The following is a 26,183-nucleotide window of genomic DNA, read 5'->3' as shown; positions in this document are numbered from 1 at the left end:
CTCAGCTCTCTTGGCTTTCCTGGGTTGCGGTCCGGCGCCACGTGGTGAACCGGTAGTTGGTGCCGTTCTTGGCGGTGAGCCAGCCCTCGGAGGGGGCTACGGCGTCGAAGGTCCACTCATCACCGAGTTCGGGCGCATACGTGTCACCCTCCAGGTCGGCATCGATGATGGTGATGACGGCCAGGTTGGCGATGTCCATGGACTGCTCAAAGATCTCGCCGCCGCCAATGATCCACACTTTTTGGCCGCCTGGGGCGAATTGCGATTCCAGCAGGGCGGCGTCAAGGGATGAAACGACGACGGCGCCCTCGGCCTCGGGCGTTGAAGCCCACTCGGCGTTGCGGGTCACAACGATGTTGGTGCGGCCCGGGAGCGGGCGGTACTTTTCAGGGAACGACAGCCAGGTCTTGCGGCCCATGATGACGGGGTGGCCGGTGGTGAGCTGGCTGAAGTGTTTCAGGTCCTCGGGGAGGTGCCACGGCATGGACCCGTCCTTGCCGATCACGCCGGACGTGGTCTGAGCCCACACCATGCCGATACCCGTCATGCGGGCCGCGGTTTCCTGGGTGAAGATCACGCCGGGAAGCTGGGAAGGAGTCTCGGAGGAAGGCGTGCTCATACTGCGATCGGTGCCTTGATAGTGGGGTGGTGGCGGTAGTCCACAACCTCAAAGTCGTCCAGCGTGTAGTCGAAGATCGAGTCCGGCTTCCGAAGGATCTTGAGCTGCGGGTATTCGTAGGGCTCACGGCTGAGCTGCTCGGCAACCTGGTCCACGTGGTTGTCGTAGACGTGGACGTCGCCGCCGGTCCAGACGAATTCGCCTGGCTCAAGATCCAATTGCTGGGCCACCATGCGGGTCAGCAGTGCATAGGAGGCAATGTTGAACGGGACTCCCAGGAATGTGTCCGCGGAGCGCTGGTACAGCTGGCAGGACAGTTTGCCGTCGGCTACGTAGAACTGGAAGAACGCGTGGCATGGGGGCAATGCCATGTCCTTGAGCTCGGAAACATTCCATGCTGACACGATGTGCCGCCGTGAATCCGGGTTGGCGGCGAGGTTGGCCATGAGCTCGGACATCTGGTCGATGTGCCCGCCATCGGGCGTGGGCCAGCTGCGCCATTGCACGCCGTAGACAGGGCCGAGTTCGCCATCGGCGTCAGCCCACTCATCCCAGATGGAGACGCCTTGGTCCTGCATCCACTTCACGTTGGAGTCCCCGCGCAGGAACCACAACAGTTCCACGGCCACGGACTTGAAGTGGACCCGTTTGGTGGTGATGAGGGGGAAGCTCTCGGCGAGGTCGAACCTCAGCTGACGGCCGAAGACGCTGCGCGTTCCGGTTCCGGTGCGGTCCGACTTGTGTGTGCCGTTGGCCATGACGTCGCGCAGAAGGTCTTCATACGGGGTGGGGATGCTCACGGCTCCAGCTTACTGGTCAGCCTGCCTCGAACCAGATCTATGAGAGTGTCGTCACGAATGCCAGCATCGCGAGCCGTCCGGATCAAACCGTCGACGGCGGCCATCACCGCAGCGTCCGCCCGGACAGTGCCGTGCGGCGCCGGGGGCGGGCCGACGACGACAGTCCCGTTCCGTCGTCGTGATTCAATCAATCCGGCCTGCTCAAGTTCCTTATAGGCGCGTGCCACGGTTCCCGCCGCGATGCCGAGGTCGGAGGCCAGGCTGCGAACCGTGGGCAGGCGGCTCCCTGGCTCCAGGATCCCTACCGTGATCAGTGAGCTGAGCTGTCGTCGGATTTGCTCATACGGCGGGACGGGATCTGACAGGTCCACCGTGATTCCGGCGGTCATTGTGCGTGTTCTCCTTGCTTGGCAGCGCGACCCGGGGAATGGTACGGAACAGGCTCCGCACGGGCGTCACGGCGACGAGGAGGGCGATGATGGCCAGGACCATGCCGATGGGGATCGCAGGGCTGGGGCCGATCGGATCCGGTCCGGGCGCGGACGGGAACACTCCATACCAGGCGTTGCCGGTACTGATCAGCAGCACCGCGGCCTGCCCCAGGCAATACGCTGCCAACGTCCGGACGATCCTGTACATGCTGATGGCCCGGAGGGCAGCATCCAGCCCTGAGTTGCCCCCTGTTTCGGGGATACCACGACGCCGGCGCGCGGTAAGGATTGCACCGGCGCCGACCAGCGCCACCACCACGGAGACGACAACCGTTGCCGGCCAGGCCTTGGGCCCAAACGGCTGCACCTCGCCGGCTGCAGCGAAAGCGGCCGCCACGGCCAGCACCAGGCCGCAGCCGATGGCAAAGGAGAGCAGGCCCCTGGAAACGTGTTGCCGCGGCCAGTGAATCGGCGCGTCGGATGTCCCGTAGTTGCGGGCGATGAGGAGGTCGCCAGCAACGATGGCGGCCAAGAGAACCACTGCCACCAAGCCGACCATCGAGGGAAAAGCCCAGACTTCGGGGGTTCTCCCCGGGAGGAGGATCGCGGCGAAGCCCGCCGCCAAGGTAATCCCGCCCACTATCCCCAGCGCTGCTCCGATCGAAATGCTGAGCCGCGCAGCGTGGTGGGTTCGGGGATCGGCGCGGAGAGTGGCGGCACTGGTGGTCTTGACCGCCTTGAGCATCGATGGCAGCTCAGGAACCCGCCACCACCACATCATGAGGAGCACCACCATGTTGAACAGACCCAGGACGTTGAACCACGAGGACTGCCACAGGGCCCCCGGGGACGGCTGCGCCGCAAAGTTTCCAGCAATGGCTGCCAGCCCTGCGGCGATGGTCGCGACCGTCCGGAGCAAACGGTTGGTGGCGATGGTCCTGATGGTGCGGTTGTCCTCGCCGTCGAGCGTTTCGAGTTGGCGGCGGCGGGCGATCAGGAACAATATCAGCCACGTTCCCACAGCGAGGACCAACAGCGCCCCGCCCAACCAGGAGGCCAGCTCCCATCCGGGAATCCTGCCTTCCTGTCCTTGGCCCATATACCCGTTGTCCGGATACACGCTGCCCAGAGGCGGCGACTGGCCTGGAGGCGTAGGCAGCACCGGCGTGTGGCCCGGGAGCGTGGCGATCCATGCGATGACCAGTGCCGAACCCGCGAAAATTGCGGCTGTAGTCCAAGCAAGTCTGCGGGGGAGGAAGTCCCTGATCCTGCGGACGGTCAGTTCTGCATACCTGCGGGGTGCCTTGGGTGCAGGGTAGCTCAATTGACCCAACGCATGGACGGCGAGGCAGGCGAGAATGGGCCAGCCGAGTGCGCCGGCGATCTGCTCGGGAGCGGAAGGTGCGCTTGCCCCGGCGGGATTGACGCGAAGGATCCCCGCGTTCATGGCTCCCTGCAGGGAACTGGCCATCCACCCAATGATTCCCACCCATAGCCCATGCGAGGCTACGGACTGGGCATCGGGCTTGGACCACACCTGCAGGCGAAGGAACAAGTAAACGATGACAGCGCCGACTGCAGGCCCAAGGAAAAGCAAGGGCGGCAGGTTTACATACACGGACAAGACCCCCAAGTCTTTTGTATCAATGTACTAAGTATTTGATACAAAAGACCGGGGGTCAAGCGCCGAAAGCGTGTGGTTGCTAGTCGTCGAAAGGCTTGACCTGTTCCACGGAAACAATCTTCCGCTCAGACCCACGCGCCACCTGGCAGACAATCACTTCGCCTGGTGTCAGATACGGGTCTGATACCGGCAGGAGGGCTTTCAAGCCGTGCGACATGTGTTGTCCCAGCTGCTTCAAGGCAGTAGGAAGCGCAGGGCGGTGCGTGCAGACGGCGATCGGAACCTGTTTGTCGAACAAGGCCTCCACTGCTGCAGCAGTCTTCTTGGGGGAGCGGTGGTGGCTGTGCTCCGTGAGTGCCTCCACCAGTTTCACCTTGGCCCCGCTGGCTTTGGCATAAGGGGCGATCGTGGCAACACACCGTGCCCAGGGGCTGGTGACCACCCGCTGCGGCTTCCACACCTCCAGGAGACGCTGAACGGCAACTGCCTGCCGCTGGCCCGTCGCTGCCAGCGGACGGTCGCCCTCAGCCTTGGTCCAGGAGGACCGCGGCTTGGCCTTGGCATGGCGGATCAGGACCAGTGGCCAGGTGTCCAGCTCGCCGCGGATGTGCGCCTTCTCAAGGTATTCGAGCGGCTCAGCATCGGTGGGGTTGCTCAGGAATGCGGCCGCCCTGTCAGGGCTGCACCACATGACGCTGTCCACTTCCTTGCCGTCGGGCCTGAGCTGGGCTCCGTTGACCCGGACAGCCCAGTACCGGACCACCTTCAAACCCGCAGACACATGGTAGTGAATGGCGGGAAGCGGAATGCCCAAGGAAGCCTGGAGGCCAATCTCTTCCCACACTTCACGGGCTGCGCACTCAGGAACTGTTTCGCCGGCGTCGAGCTTTCCTTTGGGCCAGGACCAATCGTCGTACCGCGGCCGGTGGATGAGGAGAACCTCGAGGGCACCCTTGTTGATCCGCCACGGAATGGCGCCGGCAGCTACAACAGCCACCGACTCGCCGGGCTGGTCAGTCTGATCCGCCACGGGGGTATCGCTGTTCAAGTGGTTCCTCTACCGCCGTGCCGATGCCCGCTGGCGCGACCGGGAGGCCAAGAGCCAGGACTGCATGTCCAGCAATGGCTTGCCGTCCTGGTCCAAGTGGTGCCTGGTCCAGTGTCCGTGATCGTCCAGGTGCCAGCTGGCGGTCCCGTCGTCAACATAGCGACGCAGCAGGTCCATGACAGTAGCTGTGTCTTCCTTGCTGGCCAGTTGCACCAACGCCTCTACGCGGCGGTCCAGGTTGCGGTGCATCATGTCGGCGGAGCCGATGTACACCACGGGCTCGCCACCGTTGCCAAAAGCAAAGACGCGTGAGTGTTCAAGGAAGCGACCCAGGACGGAACGGACCCTGATGTTCTCGCTGAGTCCCGGCACGCCAGGGCGCAGGGAGCAGATGCCGCGTACCACGACGTCAACCTTCACACCGGCCTGCGAGGCCCGGTAGAGGGCATCGATGATGGCTTCGTCCACCATCGAGTTGACCTTGATCTGTACCAATCCGGGTGCGCCGGCCTGGGCGTTGCGGATTTCGGTTTCAATCCTGTCCATCAAACCGGCCCGCACGGACCGCGGCGCAACGAGCAACCTTTTGAACGTGGACTTCGGCGCGTAGCCGGAGAGCTGGTTGAACAGCTTGGACAAGTCCTCGCCCACTTGCTCGTTGGCTGTCAGAAGGCCAAGGTCTTCGTAGTAGCGGGCCGTGCGCGGGTGGTAGTTGCCGGTGCCGATGTGGCAGTAGCGGCGGAGGCCATCCACTTCCTGGCGGACCACCAGGGACAACTTGCAGTGGGTTTTCAGACCGACGATGCCGTACACCACGTGGACGCCTGCCTGTTCCAGCTTGCGCGCCCAGGATATGTTGGCCTGCTCATCAAAGCGGGCTTTGATTTCAACGAGGGCCAGGACCTGTTTGCCTGCCTCGGCGGCATCGATGAGGGCATCAACGATGGGGGAGTCACCGGACGTCCGGTAAAGGGTCTGCTTGATGGCCTGCACCTTGGGATCCGCGGCCGCTTGTTCCAGGAAAGCCTGGACCGAGGTGGAGAACGAGTCGTAGGGGTGGTGGAGCAGGATGTCCCTGCGGCGCATCGCCGCAAAGACGTTGGCGGCCTTCGAGGTCTCGGACTCGTTGAGGTAGCGGGAGGTGTGCGGGACATGCTTGGGGTAGTGCAGATCAGCGCGGTCAATGGCGCTGATGGCTGACAGTCCGCGGAGGTCCAACGGCGCGGGAACGGAGTAGACCTCGGACTCTTCAACCCCGAGTTCACGGATCAGCAGGGCCTTGATGTTCGGGTTGATGTCCGTGGTGACTTCCAGCCGTACCGGCGGGCCGAAGCGGCGACGCAGCAGTTCCTTCTCCAAGGCCTGCAGGAGGTTCTCGGCATCGTCCTCTTCAACTTCCAGGTCCTCGTTGCGGGTGACGCGGAAGGTGTGGTGCTCCAGGACTTCCATGCCGGGGAAGAGCTTGTCCAGGTGGACGGCAATGACTTCTTCCAGCGCGATGAACCGGGCTACACGGCCCGGGATGGCGCCTGCGCGCGGTCCGTCCACGGAAATGAGGCGGGGGAGCTGGTCCGGAACCTTGACGCGTGCGAAGAGCTCTTTGTCGCTGATCGGGTTGCTGACGATCACGGCAAGGTTGAGGGAGAGGCCGGAGATGTAGGGGAAGGGGTGCGCGGGGTCCACAGCCAGCGGCGTCAGGATGGGGAAGACCTTCTCCTGGAACATGATGCTGATCCGGTGGCGGGCATCCTCATCCAGTTCATGCCAGTGCATGATGTGGATGTGCTCGTAAGCCAGCGCCGGTCGGATCTGCTCAGCGAAGACCCTTGCGTGACGCTCCTGAAGCCTGTGGGCCTCTTCGCTGATCTGTTCCAGCACCTCAATGGGGCTCAGACCGGCCGGGGAAGGCACAGCCAGGCCTGTGGCGATTCGCCTCTTGAGGCCGGCAACGCGGACCATGAAGAACTCGTCCAGGTTGGAGGCAAAAATCGACAGGAAACTGACGCGTTCCAGCAGGAAAAGTTCAGGATCTTCGGCGAGTTCCAGCACACGGGAGTTGAAGGCCAGCCAACTCAGCTCGCGGTCCAGGAAACGGTCCGGTGAGATGTCGCCTTCCGGCTCCAGGCTCGGTGCGAATTCCGGAATATCGATGCGGTCCTGGGTGGCACGCGAGGCCGGCACTTCCGAGGATCCGAAGCGTGGGGGCAAGGTTGCACCCTTCGAGGTGGATCCGGCGGTGCCGACGGGGTCCGGCTGCATGGGGTTCTCCTAAGCTCAGGACGGGGTTTCCTCCCACATTACAAGCAATTGGGCTGCCCGAATCATAGATGTCACCGGCTTTCCGTCCGGCAATCACGCCGGGTTAATTTTTGGTTAAAGGTCCATACATCACATCGGTGTCCCAGCGAACGAAGCCGAGTTTCTGATATAGGGCTACCGCAGCCTGGTTGTCGGCGTCCACATACAGCATGACTGCATGCAGTCCTTTTTCCTGGAGGTGCTGGATTCCGGCGACCGTCAGGGCCTTGCCCAGGCCCAGGCCTTGCGCCGCCGGAGTAACGCCCACCACATACACCTCACCGATGGCCGGGTGCGGACCCTGCCGGGGATGGACTTTGGTCCAGTGGAAGCCCAGGAGCTCCCCGTCCGTGTTGACGGCCAGGAGGAACCCCTCGGGATCGAACCAGTCCTCAGCCTTCCGGGCTTCGAGGTCCGCCAGGGTCATCGAACCCTGCTCAGGGTGGTGGGAGAACGCGGCGCGGTTGGCTGCGAGCCATGCTTGCTCATCCTGGCCTGGAACGAAGGTGCGGAGGGAGACTCCGTCCGGCAGTCCGGCGTCGGGCAGTGCTGAAGCGGAGGACATGAGCCGCATCTTCCACAGCTCACGGACCGGCCCGTATCCGAAACGGGCGGCGAGCTCGGCGGCGGCCTCGTGGTTCCCGTGCGACCATGCGCTGAGTCCGTCGAGGCTCCGCTTGCCCTGCAAGGCTCCCAGCAGCCTTCCGGCCACACCTTGGTTGCGGTAGCTCGGGTGGACGGCCAGCTCAAGCACGCCGCTTGAGTCGGGCGCCTCAACGACGACGGCGACACCCGCCAGGTCTTCACCCGTGGCCGGATCGGAATCTTCGTCGGGTGCGTAGAGGGCCAAGGACAAGACCGAGTGGTCTCCGGAATCGACACCGCGCAGCATCACCAGCGTCTGCTCCGAAAAAGGCGGATTCCCGTCGGACTCCTCAGCTGCGGCGGCGAGGGTCTTGACGTCCTTGAGGAGATCGGGGTCCAAGGCGCCGGCGATGATCAGGACGGGCCAGTTTTCCGGGTGCGCGTGACTCATGATGCAAGGCTATACGTCCGGGGCAAGCCCCGTAATTTGAAGTCCCGCTGGAACGGAGGTAGTCTCGTTATCTCGTTCGGCTTTGTAAGCCAGCGCAGGGGGGATCCACCAGTGGGGTGGCCTCGATACGTTCGACCCGTATGTCCTCCACCAAGAACATGAAAGAGGCCGGAATCCGCAGGGATTCCGGCCTCTTTCATGTGTCGCCAGGTTTTGTGGAGGGTGCCGGGGCCGCTCAGGCCTCCGAGAGTTCGTCGTCCGGGAGTCGCACCAGCGTGAGCCGGTAGCCCACGTTGCGGACAGTGCTGATCAGGTTCTCGTGATCCACTCCGAGCTTGGCGCGCAGCCGCCGGATGTGGACGTCCACGGTGCGGGTGCCTCCGTAGTAGTCGTAGCCCCATACCTCGGTCAGCAGTTGTTGGCGCGTGAATACCCGTCCCGGGTGCTGCGCCAGGTACTTCAGGAGTTCAAATTCCTTGAACGTCAGGTTCAGGGGCTGGCCACTGACGCGGGCGGTATAGCTCGCTTCGTCAATCACGACCCCGGCAGCGCGGATCTCCGTCTGGGTTTCCTCTTCACCGGGAACCGCCCTTGCCATGGCGAGGCGGATACGGGCTTCCACTTCGGCCGGTCCGGCGGAGTCCAGCACAATGTCATCCACTGCCCAGGCCGAGGAGACGGCAGCCATGCCGCCCTCCGTGAGGATGAGCATGAGGGGAGCGCTGAGCCCGGTGGCTTTCAGCAGTTGGGTCAACGAGCGGGCCCCCACCAGATCCTTGCGGGCATCAAGGAAAACGATGTCCGTGGGGTCGGTTTCAAGCAGGGCCGTGGGTTCTGCCGGGAGGATGTGTACGCGGTGGTTCAGCAACTCCAAGGCAGGCAAAATGTCCACCGATGAGCCGGTGCTGTTCGTCAGGAGCAGGATGTGCGACATAGTTCCTCCAATGGGCTGTACGCGCATCATCGGGCGTCGAAACCGGAGATTCCCGGCCGGTCACAGCGCATTGGCAGCCTCTGCCCGTTGTAACGGGATCAAGGCCAATACAGTGCGCCGTTGAAGTCTGAGTATACCCATCAGTGCCCTGCGACACATGGATTCGTGACGGGCGGACACCGGAATTACGACATATTGGGCCGGGTTAAGGCAGGATTGTCGAGAGGTCGTAAGGCGCATCGGATTGAGGTCGGCACACAGTGAAGTCTTGGAGCATCGGGGTATTTGGACTCGTGGCGCTCATCGCCATCGTGGCCAGCACCTTCGTTTCCCGGGAAGCCATGGTGGGCGTCGGCATTGCTGCCTCCGCGGCCGTGGGGATCGGCTGGCCGCATTTTCTTGGCGTCCCTGCCAAGAAAACCTTGGCGGCGGTGATCGGGTTGGCCGGTGCGGGATCAGCCGTGACCGCAGCCTACCTTCCAGCGCCTGGATTCCTGGAAGGAACGCCGGCATTCATTGCCGTAGGCGTGATGGCGGTCTTCGTGGTCCAGCTTGTCCGTGGAACGGGGCAGGCGCAGCGACTGGAATCAACCCTGGGATGCTGCGCCGGCGTGCTCTTGAATTGCCTTGGCGCAGGGTGGATTGCCGGCGCGCGGTTCAACGGAGTGAAGGAAATGGTCCTGGTGGCCGGCCTGAGCGCGGCAGTGGCCCTGATGGTGGGAATCATCCGATGGCCTGACCGCATCGTGGCTCCGCTGGGTGTGGTCATGGCCGGACTCATGGGTCCTCTCGCCGGTCTTGTATTCTCGGATATTGCAGTACTTCCCGCGGCGTTGGTTGGCGTGGTGGTTGGCTCCGTCCTGGTGTCCTTCCGGCGGATGACCACCCTTCGGCGCGGCCGCCTGAACATTCCGGCAGCCGTGGGAATGGGCGTTGCCCCCGTCTGGGCGGTGGGGGCCTTGGTGTACTTCATAGACAAACTACTCATCTACTAACGGTTAGGATGGCATCATGTCTGTACTCGCATTTGAAATCTTCTTCCTCGTTCTCCTTGGCCTGGCCAGCGTCGCCATGGCATGGTTTGCAGGTTTTGTCGTATACCGCCTTTTCAAGGGCCAGAAGTAAACTCTCTGATCCTGCTCTCCAACAGAGGTAGTCGTTGTGCCTATTGAGATCCCAACCGATCTGACGCCTGAACTCGTCCCCCTTTCCTGGCTCATTGGTGAGTGGGAAGGCCGCGGCCGGCTCGGCAGCGGTGACGAGGATTCCGAGCATTTCGTCCAGCATGTTTCCTTCACCCATAACGGCTTGCCGTACCTGCAGTACAGGGCCGAGACCTGGCTCAGTGACGACGACGGCGCAAAGTTGCGTCCGTTGACTGTCGAGACCGGGTTCTGGGCCTTGGAGCGGAAGCTCCAGGAAGGCGACGGCGGACCCGGCCTGATTCCGGCGGACATCGTCCCGGTCCTCAAGACCGCCGATGAGGTGGAAGAGCGCCGCAACAAAGACGGCGGCTTTGACATCTCGGTGTCGATTGCGCACCCCGGCGGCATCACCGAGCTTTACTACGGTCAGATCAAGGGGCCCCAGATCCAGCTGAGCACCGACATGGTGATGCGCGGGAGCCACTCCAAGGAATACACCGCAGCCACCCGGATCTTCGGCCTGGTGGACGGGAACCTCCTGTGGCGCTGGGATGTCGCTGCCAGCGGAAAAGCACTCGAAGCCCACGCCTCGGCATTCCTGCACAAGGTGTCCTGACCCGGGGCTTCACCGGACGTTCCAGCAAGCAGCCAGCGGAAGGAGCCGAAAGTGAACACCCACCTCAAGCCGGAAGGCTACGAGGGCCTCAAGGCCGTCTTTTTCAATGGCACGCTGAAACCTTCGCCGCAACCCAGCAACACGGATGGGCTGATCAAGATCAGCCGGGACATCATGGAGAAGCAGGGCGTCACCACCAAGCTTGTCCGGACCGTCGACCATGACATCGCCAGCGGTGTCTATCCCGATATGCGCCAGCATGGCTGGACGACGGATGAATGGCCCGATATCTACCCTGATGTCCGCGACGCCGACATCGTGGTGGTGGCCGGCCCCATCTGGTTGGGTGACAACTCCTCCCAAACCAAGAAACTCATCGAGCGGCTGTATGCGCATTCGGGCGAGCTGAACAGCAACGGCCAATGGGCGTTCTATCCCAAGGTGGGCGGTTGCCTCATCACGGGCAACGAGGACGGCATCAAGCACTGTTCCATGAATGTGCTGTACAGCCTCCAGCACGTCGGCTTCACCATCCCACCCCAGGCCGACGCCGGGTGGATCGGTCCCGTGGGGCCTGGACCCAGCTATCTGGACGAAGGATCGGGTGGTCCGGAGAGTGATTTTACTAACAGGAACACCACGTTCATGACCTGGAACCTGCTCCATATGGCCAAAATCCTCCGGGATGCCGGGGGTATCCCGGCTTACGGCAACCTGCCGGAGGAATGGAAAGCGGGTACCCGGTTCGACTTCGAAAATCCTGAATACCGCTGACCTGAAATATTGCCACCCACGGAATACTGCTGAGCTGCAAGGACTTCTACTACATATGACCTACACGAGCCCTCTGTTGTCGCGCCCTGGCGCCGTCGAGGACACCGGCCTGGACGCCGGCGTCGCTGCCCACTATGGCGAGCCGCTGCGTGAGCAGCGTGCCTTGGCAGCCGGCACCGCCGTCGTCGACCTCTCGCACCGCGGGGTGGTGACCGTGTCCGGACCGGACCGGCTGAGCTGGCTCAACACGTTGTCCTCGCAGCAACTCACCAACCTGCAGCCCGGCGTTGCCAGCGAGCTCTTGATGCTGAGTGTCCAGGGCCGCATCGAATTCGATGCCAGGGTGATTGACGACGGTGATACCACCTGGTTGATCGTGGAGACCGCAGAAGCCGCGCCTTTGGCCGAGTGGCTGAACAAGATGAAATTCATGCTCCGCGTCGAGATCACGGACGTCTCGGAGCAGTGGGCTGTCCTGGGCTCCACCAAACCGGTAGAGCAGCTGTCCTCCCACTTGGTGTGGGAGGATCCGTGGCCGCATGTCAGCCCGGGCGGCTACGCGTACAGCATCGTTCCGGAGGAAACCCATCCCGGGCTTGAGCGTCCTTGGTTCGAGTACCTCGTCCCGGCGGCAGGGCTGGAAAGCGCCGTTGAAGGCCTTCCGTTGGCGGGGGCTTTGGCTGCCGATGCCCTGCGGATCGCTGCTTGGCGTCCCCGCCTTGGGGCGGAGACGGACGAGAAGACCATTCCCCACGAACTGGACCTCCTGCGGACATCGGTCCACCTGAACAAGGGGTGCTATAAGGGGCAGGAGACCATCGCACGTGTCCACAACCTCGGCCACCCACCCCGTCGCCTGGTCTTCCTGCAGCTGGATGGCTCCCAGCACACGCTCCCCGCTGTTGGCAGTGTTGTATTTGCCGGAGAACGCAAGGTGGGTACTCTGACATCTGTGGCGCAGCACTTCGAAATGGGACCCGTGGCTTTGGCTGTGGTGAAGCGGTCCGTTTCAGCGGAGGAAACCCTGACGGTGATGGATGGCGAGGAGCCGTACGTCGCTGCCCAGGAAGTGATCGTCGCCCCCGATGCCGGCCAGGTTGTCGGGCGCCAGACCGGATTCCTGAAGGGACCCCACCGATGAGCCACCTTAACCAGCCTGCAGGTTCCGAGCCCGCCAGCCAGGATACAAGCGCCGACGACGAGACGTTGGCGCTTGCCCACGCCCTGTTCGAAGCCGCCCGCGAGGGCAACACTGATCTGTTGCGTGGCTACTTGTCCGCCGGCGCTCCTTCCACGCTGACCAACGCCGCGGGGATTCCTTGCTGATGTTGGCTGCCTATCATGGGCACGAGGAAGCTGTGCAGTTAATCCTCCACCACGGCGCTGACGTCAATGCGGCCAACGACCGCGGCCAGACGCCCCTTGCAGGCGCGGTTTTCAAGGGATACACGGGCGTGGCGCGGATTCTGTTGGACGCAGGAGCAGACCCCGACGCCGGAACCCCCACCGCGCGCGAGGCTGCGGCCATGTTCGCCCGGGCTGAGATCCTGGCCCTTCTGGGCTGAGTCAACCCGCCCTCCAAGCAGCCCGGTCGCCCAGCGGCCGGGCTTACTTGCGGCCCTTATATTCCACGTGGAATAGTTGTGGTGGAATATACGTCACGGAAAGGGGCCGACTATGCCCAGAATTTCCGATCTGACGCCCTTGGGCGTCGCATCCCTGGCCCTGTTGGCAGAGGAACCCATGCATCCGTACGAGATGTATCAACTGCTGATGGCCCGCCACGAAGACAGGCTGGTCAAGGTACGTCCGGGAACGCTCTACCACGCCGTGGGCAGGCTTGAAGAAAACGGACTCGTGGAGGCCACGGGAACCGGACGGGAAGGCAACCGGCCCGAGCGGACCACCTACCGGATCACGGATGCCGGACACCAAGCCCTCGACGCCCGGCTCCAAGCCATGCTCTCCACTCCCGTCAACGAGTACCCCCTGTTTCCGCACGCCATCGCCGAGGCACATCACCTCCCTGCGGCCGTGGTGAAGGAACTCCTGGAGGAGCGGGTCGTGGCGCTCACCGCCGATCTCGACTTCCTGGTCCGGGCGGAGGCCACGGTGACGGCCAAGGGACTTGCCCGCAAGTACTGGATCGACATCACGTATCAACAAGCAATGCGCCGAACGGAGATCGCGTGGATCCGCGGCCTCCTCGAGGAGTTGGGCAACGGGCACCTGCCCTGGGACGAACCCCTGCCGGCTCCATCAGACATTTCACACAAGCCAAAGGAATCCCTTGGAAAACGTAGCTAAGCCGTGGCCGGCGCTCTGGTCACTCGTGGTGGGCTTCTTCATGATCCTCATCGACACCACCATCGTGTCGGTCGCGAATCCGCGGATCATGGAGGGCCTCAACACGGACATCAATGCCGTCATCTGGGTCACCAGCGCCTATTTGCTGGCGTACGCAGTGCCCCTGCTCATCACCGGGAGGTTGGGGGACCGGTTCGGACCAAAGAACCTCTACCTGATAGGCCTGGTGGTCTTCACCCTGGCGTCGTTGTGGTGCGGCCTGTCCGGTGACATCACCATGTTGATCGCCGCCCGTGTCCTCCAGGGCCTGGGTGCAGCCATGATGACACCCCAGACCATGGCCGTCATCACCCGCATCTTCCCGCCGGACCGCCGCGGTGCAGCCATGGGGCTGTGGGGGGCTACCGCCGGTATGGCCGTGCTGGTTGGCCCTATCCTGGGCGGCGTGCTGGTGGACAGCCTGGGCTGGGAATGGATCTTCTTCGTCAACGTCCCCATCGGGATCGTGGCCTTCATCCTGGTGATGCGTTTCGTACCGAAACTGACCACCCACACGCACTCTTTCGACGTCCTCGGCGTGGTGCTGTCCGCCGTCGGCATGTTCCTGCTGGTCTTTGGTATCCAGGAAGGCCAGACGTACAAGTGGGGAACAGTCACCGGCTTCGTTACCGTCTGGGGCCTGATCATTACCGGGCTGGTGGTCCTGGTGCTCTTTGTGCTCTGGCAATGGCTCCTTGAGCGCCGGGGCGGGGAGCCCCTGCTGCCGCTTGGCCTGTTCAAGGACCGCAACTTCTCCCTGGGCAACACCACCATCATGGCCGTCGGCTTCACGGTGACGGCGTTCCCGCTGCCCACCATCTTTTACTACCAGACGGTCCGCGGGTTGACGCCAACCCAGTCGGCGCTGCTCATGATCCCCATGGCCGTTATTTCCGGTGCGCTGGCGCCGTTCGTCGGCAAGCTCATTGACCGGGCGAATCCACGATACTTTGCCTCGTTTGGCCTGCTCTGCATGGCAGGAGCCCTCTTCTGGACTGCTGCCCTGCTGGGTCCGGACACGCCCATCTGGATGTTCCTGCTGCCCAGCGCGCTGCAGGGTGTTGCCAATGCTTTCATCTGGGGACCGGTCTCCAACGCCACCACCCGCAACCTGGAACCACGGCAGGCCGGTGCGGGGTCCGGTGTCTTCAACACCACCCGCCAAATCGGTGCTGTCCTGGGTTCAGCGGCCATCGCTGCCCTGATCCAGTCGCGGCTCTCGGCGGAATTGCCCGCAGCCCCCGCCGGTGCTCCCGTGGGCGAAGCGTCCATGAGCGGCGTACTGCCGGAAGCCCTTCATGCAGGATTCTCGACGGCGATGAGCCAGTCCATCCTGTTGCCCGCCTGCGCGGTTCTGCTGGGTGCCGTGGTGGCACTGTTCTTTGGCAAGCCGAAGCCGGTGCAGGGCTGGGGCGGCAGGTCCGCACCTGCACCGGAAACTGCCAAGGCTGATCTCAACACCTAGGGTTTTGTACACCTGATGCCCTTAAGGAGGCTCCTCAAGGGCATCATCTGTACAAAAACTCCGGGGGAGTCAGCCGAGCAGCACGCTCGCGTGGAGCCCGCCCGTGGCAAAGCCAAGGCTGCGGGCCATCGCGAGTGCCCCGGTATTGCTGACGTCGGCCTTCCATTGCAGGGTCAGGCCCGCGGCCAGGGCTTCATGGGCAGCGATGGACGCGGCCAGGGTTCCCAGGCCGCGGCGACGCCACGGAGGTGCCACCAGGACGCCCATGTTGGCCAGGATGCCTTCCCATTCGGAGTAGGCGCCGCAGGCCACGGGGGTGGGCGGTGCCTCGTCAGGGTGCATGATGGTGAACCGGTGTTCCAGGCCCTGCAGCCCCACCTCATTGACATCGTCCGGAGGGCACTGCGCTTCAAGGCTGATGGCTTCCGGGTTGCCCCGGGAGACCGTGAGGTCGTCGGAGGGTTGCTGCAGCGGCAAATCGTCGGCGAAGAACAAGGCCGTTGATCCCCGCCCGTGCCCTCCGTGGGATCGCGTCAACGTCAGCAGCGTCACGTGTTGGGCGAGCTCTGTATCAGGAAGTCCGACGGCGGCGTCCAAGGCCCACTGTGGTCCCACCAGTGCTGAAACTCCGAAGAGCCTGAGGAAGACCACCGCCCGGGCTGATTCGTCCACGCGGGTGATGCGGTGTGCGGGGTCGCCGGGGTCGATCGTCGAGTTGGTGAGCCGGGCCGCTGCGGTAGCGAAAGCGTCGTCGTCGAGCCCCAAATGGCGAGCCCACGCCAGCTGGATAATGGCAGCGGACGTGGGCTCAAGAGTCATGGATTCAGCCTAGCCGACTAGCCGAACAGCACCGACGCTTCGTCGTAGCGGTGCTGCGGCACGGTTTTGAGCTTGCCCAGGGCTTCCTCGAAGCCCACGTGGGAGATGTCCGTTCCCTTGAGGGCCACCATGGTGCCCCATCGTCCGTCCACTACGGAGTCGATGGCCGCCATGCCCAGGCGGGTTGCCAAAACGCGGTCGTAGGCGGTGGGCACGCCACCGCGCTGGATGTGGCCGAGGATCGTGGCGCGGGTTTCAATGCCCGTGCGGGCCTCGATCTCAGGGGCCAGCTGGTCAGCGATGCCGCCCAGGCGGGGACGGCCGAAGGTGTCCAGGCCGCGCTCGGAGTGCGGGGACTCCATATGGTCCGGAACAAAGCCCTCGGCAACTACTACCAGCGGCGCACGGCCACGATCATGGGCTTCCTGGACCCATTCAGTGATCTCCTCGATGCTGACCTTCTGCTCGGGGATCAGGATGGCGTGAGCACCGGCGGCCATGCCCGCGTGCAGGGCGATCCAACCGACATGGCGGCCCATGACTTCGGCGATCATGCACCGGTGGTGGGACTCGCCGGTGGTCCGGAGGCGGTCGATGGCCTCCGTAGCGATCTGGACTGCGGTATCGAATCCGAAGGTGTAGTCGGTGGCATCGAGGTCGTTGTCCACGGTCTTGGGGACGCCGACGATTTTCAGGCCGGCGTCGGTGAGGCGCTTGGCCGCTGCCAGCGTTCCCTCGCCGCCGATGGCGATGATCGCGTCAATGCCCAGGCGTTCCATATGGGCTTTGATGACGTCCGGGCCACCCCCGTTTTCGAACGGGTTGGTGCGGGACGTGCCCAGGATGGTGCCACCCTGCTTGGCGATACCGCGGACCATGGTGCGGGGGATGTCGATGACATCACCTTCCACAACACCACGCCAGCCGTCACGGAAACCCACAAATTCCTGGCCGTGGATGGCGATGCCCTTGAGGACAGCTCCCCGGATCACTGCGTTGAGGCCGGGGCAGTCGCCACCGCTGGTAAGAATGCCAATTTTCATGTTTGCTCACTCATGGCTTGGAGGAATACGTGCAGAGCGCCACGCTGAGCTCCCCATGATTGTAGACGCGCATGTGGGGTGGGACACAAACGGTTACTTTTGAACCCGGCCGTGCGGTATTGGAAACGTGGCCGAAAACAAAGGAAGCGCCCCGCCTGGTGACGGGACGCTTCGCGTGCTTTGTGACCGGGATCTACCGGGACCGCTGGCTGATGAACGATTCGAGGGCGATCTTGTTGTTCTGGTCCGGCAAGAGCAGCCAGCCCAGGATGTAAATCACGAACGCGGGCCCAGGCAGCAGGCAGAAGAGCAGGAATGCCACCCGGACGTATGCCACGTCCACCCTGAGCTTTGCCGCGATTCCTCCGCAGATGCCGCCCAGCCAGCGTTGCGGTCCACGCTTCAGGCCGAAGCCCCTGACGATGCTGAAGAACTTGTCCATGGCTACAGACTTCCCTGTTGTGGTTGCTTTGTCACTTAGTGGTGGTCACTTTTTTGGAACCCTTGCGGGCGGAGAGGAGTCCTCCCACCACCAAGGCCGCTCCTGCGCCGATCATCAGGCCTATCAGCACGTAGGTGCCGTTCAGTGTCACCCAACCGAGCGTTGAGATGACGATCAAGGCAGCCAGGGCTATCACGATCAACCCCCAGACCACGGTTCCGATCCGGGCTTGCCGGGGTTCGTCGTCGTCCGCGTGCTCCACCTGGAAGCTGCGCTCCAGGGGTGGCGTCAGCGGGATTTCCTGCAGCCGTGGCTTCGGGAGTGCCTCGGTGGGGCGGGTTTCCTTCGGCAGGGCCTCGGTGGGGTTTGTTGCCTTGGGCAGAGGTGTTGTGGGCTGGGCTTCGTTGGCCTTGCCGGGCTCATTGGTGCTCATGTCAGTTTCCTTCCTGGATGGTCACGTTGCTGAACGTGCCGTCGATTTCCACCACGAGGTTGGCTCCGGGCTTCCCGGTGTTGTACAGGGTCCGCTCGTCCTGGAGCCGGCCGCCGCGGTCCGAGCCGCGTTCGTTGAGGTTGCCGAAGGTCATGTCCGCCCGGACTTCCACAGGCACGTCGTCGGGAATGATGACCGTGACGTTGCTGGCGGTCGCATCTACGGGGATCAGGACTTCGGAGATCAGCGGGGGATTCATGGTGATGTCGCTCAGGTCCACCACCCCTTGGGCTCCGGTGACGTCGATCCCTTGCCGCGCTTGCTCCAAGGATGTGGGTGCCCAGTTGACGTCGTGGAAAGTGAAGCGGTCTCCGTCCCTGGGGACTACGTTGAAGATCCCGCCGATGATGAGGGCAGCCACTGCGAGGAAACCAAGGAACCCTGAGGTCCGGCCGCGGAGTCCTGCAACCAGGATGCCCAGGCCCAGGACTGCGGCACCGGTGGCCCACACCACGGCGTTGGCGGAGTTGCCCAACTCAATGACGTTCCCGGCGTCGAGCGCTTTCAACGTACCGCCGGCCAGCAACGCAGCACCGGCAGAGACTGCCACGATCGCAGCACCGGGTCCCTTGCGCTTGGGGGCGGCGGGCTTGGGCTGCCAGTACTCCGGGGGAGTGGGGCCCTGCGGGGGACGGGGGCCGGACGGATTGAACGAACTGTAAGGACCCGACGGCGGTACGGCGCTGGCGCTGTGACCATGGGGTTTTGTGCCGTGCTGGCCGGCGCCGTAGACAGGGACGCCCGTGTTGCTCGCAGCCGAAGCCCCATACGCGGCAGACGGACCGTAGGTGGTGGGGGTTCCGTACGCGGCGGTCTTGCCGGGTGCCGCCGAGTAGTTCTGCGGGCTCATGGGTGGAGCTCCCTTTGGAGCTTTGTTGCGTTGGACCAGGAAGTAGATGAGGTAGAAGACGCCACCCATCCAGAACAGCGTCCAGAACAGGCCGGGCAATCCGTCCCAGCCCCAACCCCAGAATCCACGGCCCAGGCTCGGGAGCCCGATGATCGTGGTGATCAACGCGCCGGTCATGCCTCCGGACCAGCGGCCGGCAGCTGCTTCCTGGACGTGGATGCGGCCATCGGGCTCAGGCAGGAGGGCCCAGGCAATGCCGTAAAGCAGCACCCCTACGCCGGCGAAGACTGCCAGGACAATGAAGATGCCCCTCACAATCAGCGGGTCGATGCCGAAGCGGTGGGCCACACCGCTTGCGACGCCGCCAATCCAGCGGTCCGGTCCGCGGCGGATGCCTTGGCTACGGATCCAGTCGAAGAAGTTCTCCTGGGAAGTGGCCGGAGCGGTGCCGGCCGGCGGGTAGTTGCCGTTGTCCGGACCAGTTCCCGCGGAAGCGCCGGCGGTGGGCTCTTGCTGTGAGCCGGAGGTGCCGGCAGGGCCTGGCGCTCCGGGTTCCTCTGGATTCATGCTGTTCGCGTTCATACTTCGATCCTGCCGTCCAGCCCGTCCTTCCCTCTACTGGGGGATACCCTGAATCATCCCTGAGGGACCCCCGAACAACGCTGGTTTCCGGTCCGGGTCACCCTTATCCGTGTTTGGATTGGTACATGACTACCGCTGTACAACGCCCCGTGCTGGTCCGCAGCAGCGACCGCATGATTGCGGGCGTCTGCAGTGGACTGGCCGATCACTTGGGCTGGCCGGTCAAGTTCGTCCGGATTGGCATGGTCCTGGCGTGTTTCGCCGGCGGTGCAGGCGTGGCTTTCTACGCGTGGCTGTGGACCATGGTTCCCACCGCGGATGAGAGCGCCAAGCGCAATGCCCGCCGTCCGGCGTCGCCCATTGCTCCTGCCGTGAGCCTGCCGCCCGTCCCTGGGCCCAGTGGTGGAACCACGACTGCCGGACTCACGCCAGGCGCTGTAAGTCACCAGGCAGCGAAAACGTACGACGCCGGAAGCCCACCATCCGCGGTTGGCGCACCTCCTGTCTTTGGCTCTGTCCCGCTGGGCGGGACGTTTTCCGGGTCAGCCGCTGGGCGTCCGGTCCCGGGCGGCAGCGACGTCCTGGGTTTGGGGCCGGTGCAGGCTGCTGAACCTGCAGGATTTGGCAGTCCGTCCGCCGCGTGGGACTGGGCAGGCAGCGGCGGCGGGGGAGGCTTGGCGTCCTGGTTCTCCTCACGGCGCATCCAATACGGCAAGGAAATCCTTCTCGGCGCGGCCCTGCTCCTGGTGGCCGCCATCCTGATCGCCCGCCAGTTCGGCGTTGACGTTCCCCTGGGGACCCTCATTCCGGTCGCGGCCATCCTGGGCGGCGCCGCGATCGCCTGGATGCAGCTCGATGAAACGCGCAGGGCCGGCCTGGTGGACAAGACGAAAGCCGATCAAGCCGGGGGCTGGGTCCGGCTGGCAGCCGGCCTGGCGCTGGTGGTGGCGGGCGTCCTGGTCATGGTGTCCGGCTCGGGATCGTGGGAACAGACCTGGCTGGCGCTGCTGGCGTCCGTGGCCGTCCTGGGCGGCGTTGCCTTGGTCCTGCTGCCTTGGGGACTCAAGTTTTGGAAGGACCTGGAAACAGAACGGGCAGGACGCATCCGCGAGACGGAGCGCGCCGAGATCGCCGCCCATCTGCACGACTCCGTACTGCAGACCCTGGCGCTGATCCAACGCAGGGCGGGGTCGGAACAGGACGTCGTACGGCTTGCCAGGGCACAGGAACGCGAACTCCGGGCCTGGCTTTTCAGTGATCCGGCCAAGGAAGCGGGACTTCTGGCCGAGCGCATCAAAGCCATCGCAGCGGAGGTTGAAGACTCCCAGGGCCACGCTGTAGAAGTGGTGGCGGTGGGCGATACGGACATGACGGAGCGGCACGAAGCCATGGTGCAGGCAGCCCGGGAAGCGATGCTCAACGCCGCACGGCATGGCGGCGGCACGGTGTCCGTGTATGTGGAGAGTACTGCGGGCACCACGGAAATCTTCGTCAAGGACCGCGGTCCCGGTTTCGATCCGGATGCTGTTCCGGACGACAGGCTGGGCGTCAAGGAATCGATCATTGGCCGGATGAAGCGGCACGGTGGCACAGCGACCATCAACAGCAGCAGCGACGGAACGGAAGTCCGGCTGACCCTGCCGTCCGCCAACGGCGACGCGGGCGAACAGCGGAACAATGAAGCCCGGAACAGTGAAGCCCGGAATGGAGAAGCGAAGCAATGAGCACCAACCCCCAGAACGGTCCAGGACGCACGGTGCGGGTGGTGATCGTCGATGACCACACCATCTTCCGGTCCGGGCTGAAAGCCGATCTCGATGCCCGCATGGACGTCGTAGGAGAGGCCGGAACGGTGGAGCAGGCCATTGCCGTCATTGCCGAAGCCCGCCCCGAGGTGGTGCTCCTGGACGTTCACCTTCCCGGCGGACTGGGTGGTGGCGGCCGTGAGGTCATTGCTGGATCGGCCGCGTTGCTGGGAACCACCAGTTTCCTGGCGCTCAGTGTCTCGGACGCAGCCGAGGACGTGGTCTCCGTCATCCGTGCCGGTGCCCGGGGCTATGTCACCAAGACCATCTCGGGCAAAGAGATTTCCGATGCCGTGATCAGGGTGGCCGATGGCGACGCCGTCTTCTCACCGCGGCTTGCGGGCTTCGTGCTGGATGCGTTCGGCACTGCTCCGGCGGATATCGCGGACGACGAACTGGATAAGCTCTCGGCGCGCGAACTCGAAGTCATGAGGCTCATCGCCCGGGGATACAGCTACAAGGAAGTGGCCAAGGAACTCTTCATTTCCATCAAGACCGTGGAGACCCACGTTTCGGCCGTCCTGAGGAAGCTCCAGCTCTCCAGCCGCCACGAGCTCACCAAGTGGGCGGCCGAGCGCCGCCTCCTCTAACCCTCTCTCACATCCCGTAGGGTTTTCCCGATCGCACTCTCACTTCCCGCGCCTTAAACGAAAACGCTCTTCCACCTGCCGTGGTGGAAGAGCGTTCGCGTTGGCCGGTTGCTACTTGGCCTTGCCCAGGAATTCCTGGATACGGCGGACACCCTCGGCGAGGTCTTCGTCGCCCAAAGCGTAGGACAGGCGGACATAGCCGGAGGGGCCGAACGCTTCGCCCGGAACCACGGCTACCTCAACCTCGTCGAGGATCAGGGTGGCGAGTTCGGCAGAGGTGGAAGGGCGGACGGGACCGTTGGAGGTCTCAAATTCCTTACCCAGCAGCCCGCGGACATCCGCGTACACATAGAAGGCGCCGGTCGGCGTCGGGCATTCAACGCCGTCAATTGCGTTGAGGCCGGCGACGATCGCCTTGCGGCGGCGGTCGAAGGCTACCTTCATTTCGTCGACGGCGGTCAGCGGACCCGTGAGGGCAGCGGCGGCGGCGACCTGCATGATGTTGGAGACGTTGGACGTCGCGTGCGACTGCAGGTTGGTGGCTGCCTTGATGACGTCGGCCGGGCCAATCATCCAGCCCACGCGCCATCCGGTCATGGCATAGGTCTTGGCCACACCATTGAGGATGACAACTTTGTCGCCCAGTTCGGGAGCGGCAGTGGCGATGGAGGTGAACTCCACTCCGTCGTAGGTCAGGTGCTCGTAAATTTCGTCCGTGACAACCCACAGGCCCTTGGACGCGGCCCACTTGCCGATCTCCGCAACCTGCTCCGGGCTGTACACGGCACCGGTGGGGTTGGACGGGGAAACGAACAGCAGGATCTTGGTCCGGTCCGTCACGGCTGCTTCCAGCTGCTCGACGGTCACCAGGTAGCCCTGTTCCGGACCGGCGAAGACCTCAACGGGCACGCCGCCGGCGAGGCGGATGGCTTCCGGGTAGGTGGTCCAGAACGGGGTGGGAATGATGACCTCGTCGCCCGGATCCACCAACGTAGCGAAAGTGTTGTAGACCGCCTGCTTGCCGCCGTTGGTCACCAGGACCTGGGAGGGGTCAACCTGGTAGCCGGAGTCCCGCAGGGTCTTCTCTGCGATGGCCTTCTTCAGCTCAGGGAGACCGCCGGCGGGGGAGTAGCGGTGGTACTTCGGCTGGCCCGCAGCTTCAATGGCGGCCTGGACGATGTAATCCGGGGTGGGAAAATCGGGTTCCCCGGCACCGAAACCGATCACGGGGCGGCCCGCGGCCTTCAGTGCCTTGGCCTTGGCATCAACGGCAAGGGTGGCGGACTCGGCAATGGCGGAGATTCGCTGTGAAATGCGGGCGGTAGTTGTTCCGGCAGACATCTATGTACCGTTCTTCGCAGGCAGCTCGTGGGCTGGATGATGGGATTCGACGTAAACTACCTTATGCTGTTCTGCGGACCTCCCGGGTGCCCGCTGGACTTTGTGACTGATAATGCTGGTCACAGGTTTTTGGGGCTGGGAGGACCGGAAATGGGCCGGTTCGACTATCGCGAAATTCTTGCGTAGACTGGTTCACCGGTGTTGAAAAGCACCACAGGCTGAAGTGCGGCCTGAAACATGGATTCGATCCATAGGGTAGTGGCGCAATTGGTAGCGCAGCGGTCTCCAAAACCGCAGGTTGCAGGTTCGAGTCCTGTCTGCCCTGCGCAAGCTGTCCCGGCGGAAACGCCGGGGCAAGCGCAGCAACCATGGCTCTGATCAGAGTCGGGTCAACGACTTTGCAAGGTGAGTGAGGATCAGGTGACCGAAACAGCTGCCAGCAGCTCGAAGGGCCGTCCCGCCAAGAAAGCCGATCGTGGCTTCTTCGCCCGTATTGCTCTCTTCGTCCGCCAGGTCATTGGTGAACTGAAGAAGGTCGTTGCTCCCACCCGCAAGGAACTGATCAATTACACGCTCGTGGTGCTGGTGTTCGTGGCCATCATGATGCTCATCGTCACCCTTCTGGACCTGGCCTTCGGCACGGGAGTCAGCTGGGTCTTTGGTGGGTCAGGCGCTACGGACCGCTAAGCGGATCTGTCCGCAAACTGTGTGAAATTCCTTGGTAGTTCAGGAATTTTGCGGGGTTTGCGGAATTGAGCCATTTAAATAGGCATGTTAGGCAATGAGGAAGCAGGAGACCAAGTGTCTGAGCAGGAGCTCGAGGTAAACGAGACTGAGCTGGAAGAAACTGAGGGCGCTGCAGTTGAGGCTGCGGAAGAGTCCGAGGTTGATTCTGCTGCGCCCGAATCTGCCGACGCCGACGATTCCGAAGAGGACTTCGAAGCTGACGTCGACGCCGAATCTGATGACGCGTCCGGCGATGTTGCAGATGAGGACGACGCTTCGGAAGAGTCCGACGGCGACGACCTGGCAGCCGCTGCTGCTGCAGCTCCGGCCGATCCGGCGGAAGAATTCAAGGGTAAGCTGCGCCGCCAGGAAGGTGACTGGTATGTCATCCACTCCTACGCAGGTTATGAAAACCGCGTGAAGGCAAACCTTGAGACCCGCATCCAGACCCTGGACATGGAAGATTACATCTTCGAAATCCAGGTCCCCATGGAAGAGGTCGTCGAGATCAAGAACGCGCAGCGCAAGGTCATCAACCGCGTTCGCATTCCCGGCTACGTCCTGGTCCGCATGGACCTGACCGACGCCTCCTGGGGCGCCGTTCGCCACACCCCTGGCGTCACCGGCTTCGTGGGCAACGCCCACAACCCCGTGCCGCTGCGCCTTGACGAGGTCTTCTCCATGCTCGCCCCGGTCTTCGAAGAAGAGCAGGCAGAGCAGGGCAAGCCGGTCAACAAGCAGAACCAGGCTCCCGTGGCCGTCGACTTCGAGGTCGGCGAGTCGGTCATCGTCAAGGAGGGCCCGTTCGAGACCCTTCCGGCTACGATCTCCGAGATCAAGCCCGAGTCCCAGACCCTGGTGGTCCTGGTCTCGATCTTCGAGCGCGAAACCCCGGTGACGCTCGCATTCAACCAGGTCACCAAGATCTAGCTGATTCCAAAATTTCGCTCCAGTCCTGCCTGCTTAGCAGTTCGGGAGCGGCCGGCCGCCTCGCCATGGCGGCCAAAAACCTGGGACGCGCTCCTGTGCCCCAGGAAGCTATTGAGAGAAGGACCCTACATTGGCTCCCAAGAAGAAGGTCACCGGCCTCATCAAGCTGCAGATCCAGGCAGGTGCCGCTAACCCGGCCCCGCCGATCGGTCCTGCGCTTGGCCAGCACGGTGTCAACATCATGGAATTCTGCAAGGCGTACAACGCTGCAACGGAATCCCAGCGCGGAAACGTTATCCCGGTGGAAATCACGGTCTACGAAGACCGTTCCTTCACCTTCATCACCAAGACCCCGCCGGCTGCAGAGCTCATCAAGAAGGCTGCAGGCGTCGCCAAGGGTTCAGCTACCCCGCACACCGTCAAGGTTGCCAAGCTGACCCAGGCACAGGTTGAGGAAATTGCTTCCACCAAGATGGAAGACCTCAACGCCAACGACATCAAGGCTGCTGCCCTGATCATCGCCGGCACCGCCCGCTCCATGGGTATCACCGTAGAAGGCTAGTAGTCTTCGAAGGCCTCATGGCCTTCACCCGCCGGGCAACCGGCATCTGAAACATTTGAAATGTCGCAGGATCCTTGCCGGATCCACGACTGTGGCAGGGCCCAGCGCGGTCCGCAGACCACAACTGCACAAGGAGAAACAGCAGCATGGCAAAGCGCAGCAAAGCATATGAGGCAGCCGTAGCCAAGATCGAGGCAGACAAGGTCTACGCCCCGATCGAAGCCATCACCCTCGCGAAGGACACCAACCCTTCCAAGTTCGACGCAACCATTGAGGTAGCTTTCCGTTTGGGCGTTGACCCGCGTAAGGCCGACCAGATGGTTCGTGGCACCGTCAACCTGCCGCACGGCACCGGTAAGACCGCCCGCGTCCTCGTTTTCGCAACCGGCGACAAGGCTGAAGCAGCAATCGCCGCCGGCGCCGACTTCGTTGGTTCCGATGACCTGATCGAAAAGATCGCAGCCGGCTGGACCGACTTCGACGCCGCAGTGGCAACCCCTGACCTCATGGGCAAGGTTGGCCGCCTCGGTAAGGTCCTCGGCCCGCGTAACCTGATGCCGAACCCGAAGACCGGTACGGTTACCCCGGATGTCACCAAGGCTGTCAACGACATCAAGGGTGGCAAGATCGACTTCCGCGTCGACAAGCACTCGAACCTGCACTTCATCATCGGCAAGGTTTCCTTCGACGCCAACAAGCTGGCCGAGAACTACGCAGCTGCACTGGAAGAGGTGCTTCGCTTGAAGCCGTCCGCTTCCAAGGGCCGCTACATCCAGAAGGCTACCGTCGCCACCACGTTCGGTCCGGGCATCACCGTTGACCCGAACGTCACCAAGGTTCTCACCGACGCGTAAGCTTCGCGAG

General features: G+C 63.4%; 26 protein-coding genes, 1 tRNA gene and 1 pseudogene. 14 read left to right on the top strand and 14 right to left on the bottom strand.

Annotation, left to right across the window (positions count from 1 at the left end):
- Position 1 precedes the first annotated feature (1 nt).
- The 8 genes from CGK93_RS17035 to CGK93_RS17000 all read right to left on the bottom strand — a co-directional run bounded on the left by CGK93_RS17035 (position 2) and on the right by CGK93_RS17000 (position 8,790).
- Positions 2 to 619: a dihydrofolate reductase gene (locus CGK93_RS17035; protein WP_089595832.1), complete on the bottom strand. Its 618-nt coding sequence runs from the start codon at positions 617 to 619 to the stop codon at positions 2 to 4.
- Positions 616 to 1,419, bottom strand: coding sequence for a thymidylate synthase (locus tag CGK93_RS17030; protein WP_089595831.1), 804 nt, complete (start codon positions 1,417 to 1,419; stop codon positions 616 to 618). Before CGK93_RS17030 ends, CGK93_RS17035 begins: the two co-directional genes overlap by 4 nt.
- A complete protein-coding gene (locus CGK93_RS17025) occupies positions 1,416 to 1,808 on the bottom strand; it encodes a GntR family transcriptional regulator (protein WP_089595830.1) in 393 nt (130 codons plus the stop codon). The genes CGK93_RS17030 and CGK93_RS17025 overlap by 4 nt, the downstream gene beginning before the upstream one ends.
- Positions 1,759 to 3,474, bottom strand: a complete 1,716-nt coding sequence (locus tag CGK93_RS17020) for a hypothetical protein (RefSeq protein WP_157731857.1) — start codon at positions 3,472 to 3,474, stop codon at positions 1,759 to 1,761. The genes CGK93_RS17025 and CGK93_RS17020 overlap by 50 nt, the downstream gene beginning before the upstream one ends.
- A gap of 79 nt (positions 3,475 to 3,553) precedes the next feature.
- Complete coding sequence (locus CGK93_RS17015) at positions 3,554 to 4,522, bottom strand: NUDIX hydrolase (protein WP_089595828.1); 969 nt, start codon at positions 4,520 to 4,522, stop codon at positions 3,554 to 3,556.
- A 9-nt stretch (positions 4,523 to 4,531) separates the two neighbouring features.
- On the bottom strand, positions 4,532 to 6,781 hold the full coding sequence (locus CGK93_RS17010; protein ID WP_089595827.1) for an RNA degradosome polyphosphate kinase: 2,250 nt from the start codon (positions 6,779 to 6,781) through the stop codon (positions 4,532 to 4,534).
- A 103-nt stretch (positions 6,782 to 6,884) separates the two neighbouring features.
- On the bottom strand, positions 6,885 to 7,856 hold the full coding sequence (gene mshD / locus CGK93_RS17005) for a mycothiol synthase (protein WP_089595826.1): 972 nt from the start codon (positions 7,854 to 7,856) through the stop codon (positions 6,885 to 6,887).
- A 235-nt stretch (positions 7,857 to 8,091) separates the two neighbouring features.
- Entirely contained in the window at positions 8,092 to 8,790 is a 699-nt protein-coding gene (locus tag CGK93_RS17000) for a winged helix-turn-helix transcriptional regulator (protein ID WP_018776718.1), read from the bottom strand.
- 260 nt (positions 8,791 to 9,050) lie between these two features.
- On the opposite strand from CGK93_RS17000, the gene CGK93_RS16995 reads away from it, so the two are divergent.
- From CGK93_RS16995 to CGK93_RS16965, 7 genes and pseudogenes are all read left to right on the top strand, one after another.
- Positions 9,051 to 9,785 (top strand): permease, encoded by a 735-nt coding sequence (locus CGK93_RS16995; RefSeq protein ID WP_089595825.1) that lies wholly within the window; start codon positions 9,051 to 9,053, stop codon positions 9,783 to 9,785.
- A 166-nt stretch (positions 9,786 to 9,951) separates the two neighbouring features.
- The gene (locus CGK93_RS16990; RefSeq protein WP_089595824.1) at positions 9,952 to 10,551 is read left to right on the top strand and encodes an FABP family protein; all 600 of its coding nucleotides are present in this window, start codon (positions 9,952 to 9,954) and stop codon (positions 10,549 to 10,551) included.
- 51 nt (positions 10,552 to 10,602) lie between these two features.
- Positions 10,603 to 11,325: a flavodoxin family protein gene (locus CGK93_RS16985; protein ID WP_089595823.1), complete on the top strand. Its 723-nt coding sequence runs from the start codon at positions 10,603 to 10,605 to the stop codon at positions 11,323 to 11,325.
- A gap of 55 nt (positions 11,326 to 11,380) precedes the next feature.
- Positions 11,381 to 12,466 (top strand): CAF17-like 4Fe-4S cluster assembly/insertion protein YgfZ, encoded by a 1,086-nt coding sequence (ygfZ, locus tag CGK93_RS16980; RefSeq protein ID WP_089595822.1) that lies wholly within the window; start codon positions 11,381 to 11,383, stop codon positions 12,464 to 12,466.
- A pseudogene (locus CGK93_RS16975) lies at positions 12,463 to 12,890 on the top strand (ankyrin repeat domain-containing protein). The gene ygfZ and the pseudogene CGK93_RS16975 overlap by 4 nt, the downstream one beginning before the upstream one ends.
- Positions 12,891 to 13,002: 112 nt before the next feature.
- Entirely contained in the window at positions 13,003 to 13,632 is a 630-nt protein-coding gene (locus tag CGK93_RS16970; RefSeq protein WP_089595821.1) for a PadR family transcriptional regulator, read from the top strand.
- Positions 13,616 to 15,136: a DHA2 family efflux MFS transporter permease subunit gene (locus CGK93_RS16965; protein ID WP_089595820.1), complete on the top strand. Its 1,521-nt coding sequence runs from the start codon at positions 13,616 to 13,618 to the stop codon at positions 15,134 to 15,136. The genes CGK93_RS16970 and CGK93_RS16965 overlap by 17 nt, the downstream gene beginning before the upstream one ends.
- A gap of 69 nt (positions 15,137 to 15,205) precedes the next feature.
- Here CGK93_RS16965 and CGK93_RS16960 read toward each other — a convergent pair whose 3' ends face one another.
- The 5 genes from CGK93_RS16960 to CGK93_RS16940 all read right to left on the bottom strand — a co-directional run bounded on the left by CGK93_RS16960 (position 15,206) and on the right by CGK93_RS16940 (position 19,365).
- A complete protein-coding gene (locus CGK93_RS16960) occupies positions 15,206 to 15,955 on the bottom strand; it encodes a GNAT family N-acetyltransferase (protein ID WP_089595819.1) in 750 nt (249 codons plus the stop codon).
- A 17-nt stretch (positions 15,956 to 15,972) separates the two neighbouring features.
- Entirely contained in the window at positions 15,973 to 16,998 is a 1,026-nt protein-coding gene (locus tag CGK93_RS16955) for an ATP-dependent 6-phosphofructokinase (protein ID WP_089595818.1), read from the bottom strand.
- A gap of 193 nt (positions 16,999 to 17,191) precedes the next feature.
- On the bottom strand, positions 17,192 to 17,440 hold the full coding sequence (locus CGK93_RS16950; protein WP_089595817.1) for a PspC domain-containing protein: 249 nt from the start codon (positions 17,438 to 17,440) through the stop codon (positions 17,192 to 17,194).
- Positions 17,441 to 17,471: 31 nt separating this feature from the next.
- Positions 17,472 to 17,873 carry a hypothetical protein gene (locus CGK93_RS16945; RefSeq protein ID WP_089595816.1) on the bottom strand — a complete coding sequence of 134 codons (402 nt, stop codon included), beginning with the start codon at positions 17,871 to 17,873 and terminating at the stop codon, positions 17,472 to 17,474.
- A gap of 1 nt (position 17,874) precedes the next feature.
- The gene (locus tag CGK93_RS16940) at positions 17,875 to 19,365 is read right to left on the bottom strand and encodes a PspC domain-containing protein (protein ID WP_198318249.1); all 1,491 of its coding nucleotides are present in this window, start codon (positions 19,363 to 19,365) and stop codon (positions 17,875 to 17,877) included.
- A 125-nt stretch (positions 19,366 to 19,490) separates the two neighbouring features.
- Between CGK93_RS16940 and CGK93_RS16935 the strand changes: the two genes are divergently transcribed.
- Entirely contained in the window at positions 19,491 to 21,089 is a 1,599-nt protein-coding gene (locus tag CGK93_RS16935) for an ATP-binding protein (protein WP_089595815.1), read from the top strand.
- A complete protein-coding gene (locus CGK93_RS16930) occupies positions 21,086 to 21,760 on the top strand; it encodes a LuxR C-terminal-related transcriptional regulator (protein ID WP_089595814.1) in 675 nt (224 codons plus the stop codon). Before CGK93_RS16935 ends, CGK93_RS16930 begins: the two co-directional genes overlap by 4 nt.
- 111 nt (positions 21,761 to 21,871) lie before the next feature.
- On the opposite strand, the gene CGK93_RS16925 is transcribed toward CGK93_RS16930, so the two are convergent.
- Positions 21,872 to 23,101: a pyridoxal phosphate-dependent aminotransferase gene (locus CGK93_RS16925; protein WP_089595813.1), complete on the bottom strand. Its 1,230-nt coding sequence runs from the start codon at positions 23,099 to 23,101 to the stop codon at positions 21,872 to 21,874.
- Positions 23,102 to 23,353: 252 nt separating this feature from the next.
- Here CGK93_RS16925 and CGK93_RS16920 point away from each other — a divergent pair.
- From CGK93_RS16920 to rplA, 5 genes are all read left to right on the top strand, one after another.
- Positions 23,354 to 23,426: transfer RNA gene (locus CGK93_RS16920), tRNA-Trp, on the top strand.
- A gap of 80 nt (positions 23,427 to 23,506) precedes the next feature.
- The gene (gene secE / locus CGK93_RS16915) at positions 23,507 to 23,788 is read left to right on the top strand and encodes a preprotein translocase subunit SecE (protein WP_024817604.1); all 282 of its coding nucleotides are present in this window, start codon (positions 23,507 to 23,509) and stop codon (positions 23,786 to 23,788) included.
- Positions 23,789 to 23,902: 114 nt separating this feature from the next.
- The gene (gene nusG, locus CGK93_RS16910; protein WP_089595812.1) at positions 23,903 to 24,757 is read left to right on the top strand and encodes a transcription termination/antitermination protein NusG; all 855 of its coding nucleotides are present in this window, start codon (positions 23,903 to 23,905) and stop codon (positions 24,755 to 24,757) included.
- Between the two features lie 130 nt (positions 24,758 to 24,887).
- Complete coding sequence (gene rplK, locus CGK93_RS16905; protein ID WP_011775609.1) at positions 24,888 to 25,319, top strand: 50S ribosomal protein L11; 432 nt, start codon at positions 24,888 to 24,890, stop codon at positions 25,317 to 25,319.
- Between the two features lie 146 nt (positions 25,320 to 25,465).
- Complete coding sequence (gene rplA / locus CGK93_RS16900) at positions 25,466 to 26,173, top strand: 50S ribosomal protein L1 (RefSeq protein WP_089595811.1); 708 nt, start codon at positions 25,466 to 25,468, stop codon at positions 26,171 to 26,173.
- The last annotated feature ends 10 nt before the right edge of the window (positions 26,174 to 26,183 follow it).

The sequence above is a fragment of the Arthrobacter sp. YN genome (genome assembly GCF_002224285.1).
GTDB lineage: Bacteria > Actinomycetota > Actinomycetes > Actinomycetales > Micrococcaceae > Arthrobacter.
Note: the sequence above shows the minus strand (reverse complement) of the source record. Positions and strands in the feature narration are given on the sequence as shown.

Bases quoted from the DNA above. Each gene is read 5' to 3' on its own strand.
- CGK93_RS16945 (WP_089595816.1), bottom strand. From the start codon at position 17,873: ATGAGCACCAATGAGCCCGGCAAGGCCAACGAAGCCCAGCCCACAACA.
- CGK93_RS17000 (WP_018776718.1), bottom strand. From the start codon at position 8,790: ATGTCGCACATCCTGCTCCTGACGAACAGCACCGGCTCATCGGTGGAC.
- mshD (WP_089595826.1), bottom strand. From the start codon at position 7,856: ATGAGTCACGCGCACCCGGAAAACTGGCCCGTCCTGATCATCGCCGGC.
- CGK93_RS16955 (WP_089595818.1), bottom strand. From the start codon at position 16,998: ATGAAAATTGGCATTCTTACCAGCGGTGGCGACTGCCCCGGCCTCAAC.
- CGK93_RS17010 (WP_089595827.1), bottom strand. From the start codon at position 6,781: ATGCAGCCGGACCCCGTCGGCACCGCCGGATCCACCTCGAAGGGTGCA.
- CGK93_RS16970 (WP_089595821.1), top strand. From the start codon at position 13,003: ATGCCCAGAATTTCCGATCTGACGCCCTTGGGCGTCGCATCCCTGGCC.
- CGK93_RS16960 (WP_089595819.1), bottom strand. From the start codon at position 15,955: ATGACTCTTGAGCCCACGTCCGCTGCCATTATCCAGCTGGCGTGGGCT.
- ygfZ (WP_089595822.1), top strand. From the start codon at position 11,381: ATGACCTACACGAGCCCTCTGTTGTCGCGCCCTGGCGCCGTCGAGGAC.
- CGK93_RS16925 (WP_089595813.1), bottom strand. From the start codon at position 23,101: ATGTCTGCCGGAACAACTACCGCCCGCATTTCACAGCGAATCTCCGCC.
- CGK93_RS16940 (WP_198318249.1), bottom strand. From the start codon at position 19,365: ATGAACGCGAACAGCATGAATCCAGAGGAACCCGGAGCGCCAGGCCCT.
- CGK93_RS16930 (WP_089595814.1), top strand. From the start codon at position 21,086: ATGAGCACCAACCCCCAGAACGGTCCAGGACGCACGGTGCGGGTGGTG.
- rplA (WP_089595811.1), top strand. From the start codon at position 25,466: ATGGCAAAGCGCAGCAAAGCATATGAGGCAGCCGTAGCCAAGATCGAG.
- CGK93_RS16935 (WP_089595815.1), top strand. From the start codon at position 19,491: ATGACTACCGCTGTACAACGCCCCGTGCTGGTCCGCAGCAGCGACCGC.
- CGK93_RS16950 (WP_089595817.1), bottom strand. From the start codon at position 17,440: ATGGACAAGTTCTTCAGCATCGTCAGGGGCTTCGGCCTGAAGCGTGGA.
- CGK93_RS17025 (WP_089595830.1), bottom strand. From the start codon at position 1,808: ATGACCGCCGGAATCACGGTGGACCTGTCAGATCCCGTCCCGCCGTAT.
- CGK93_RS17035 (WP_089595832.1), bottom strand. From the start codon at position 619: ATGAGCACGCCTTCCTCCGAGACTCCTTCCCAGCTTCCCGGCGTGATC.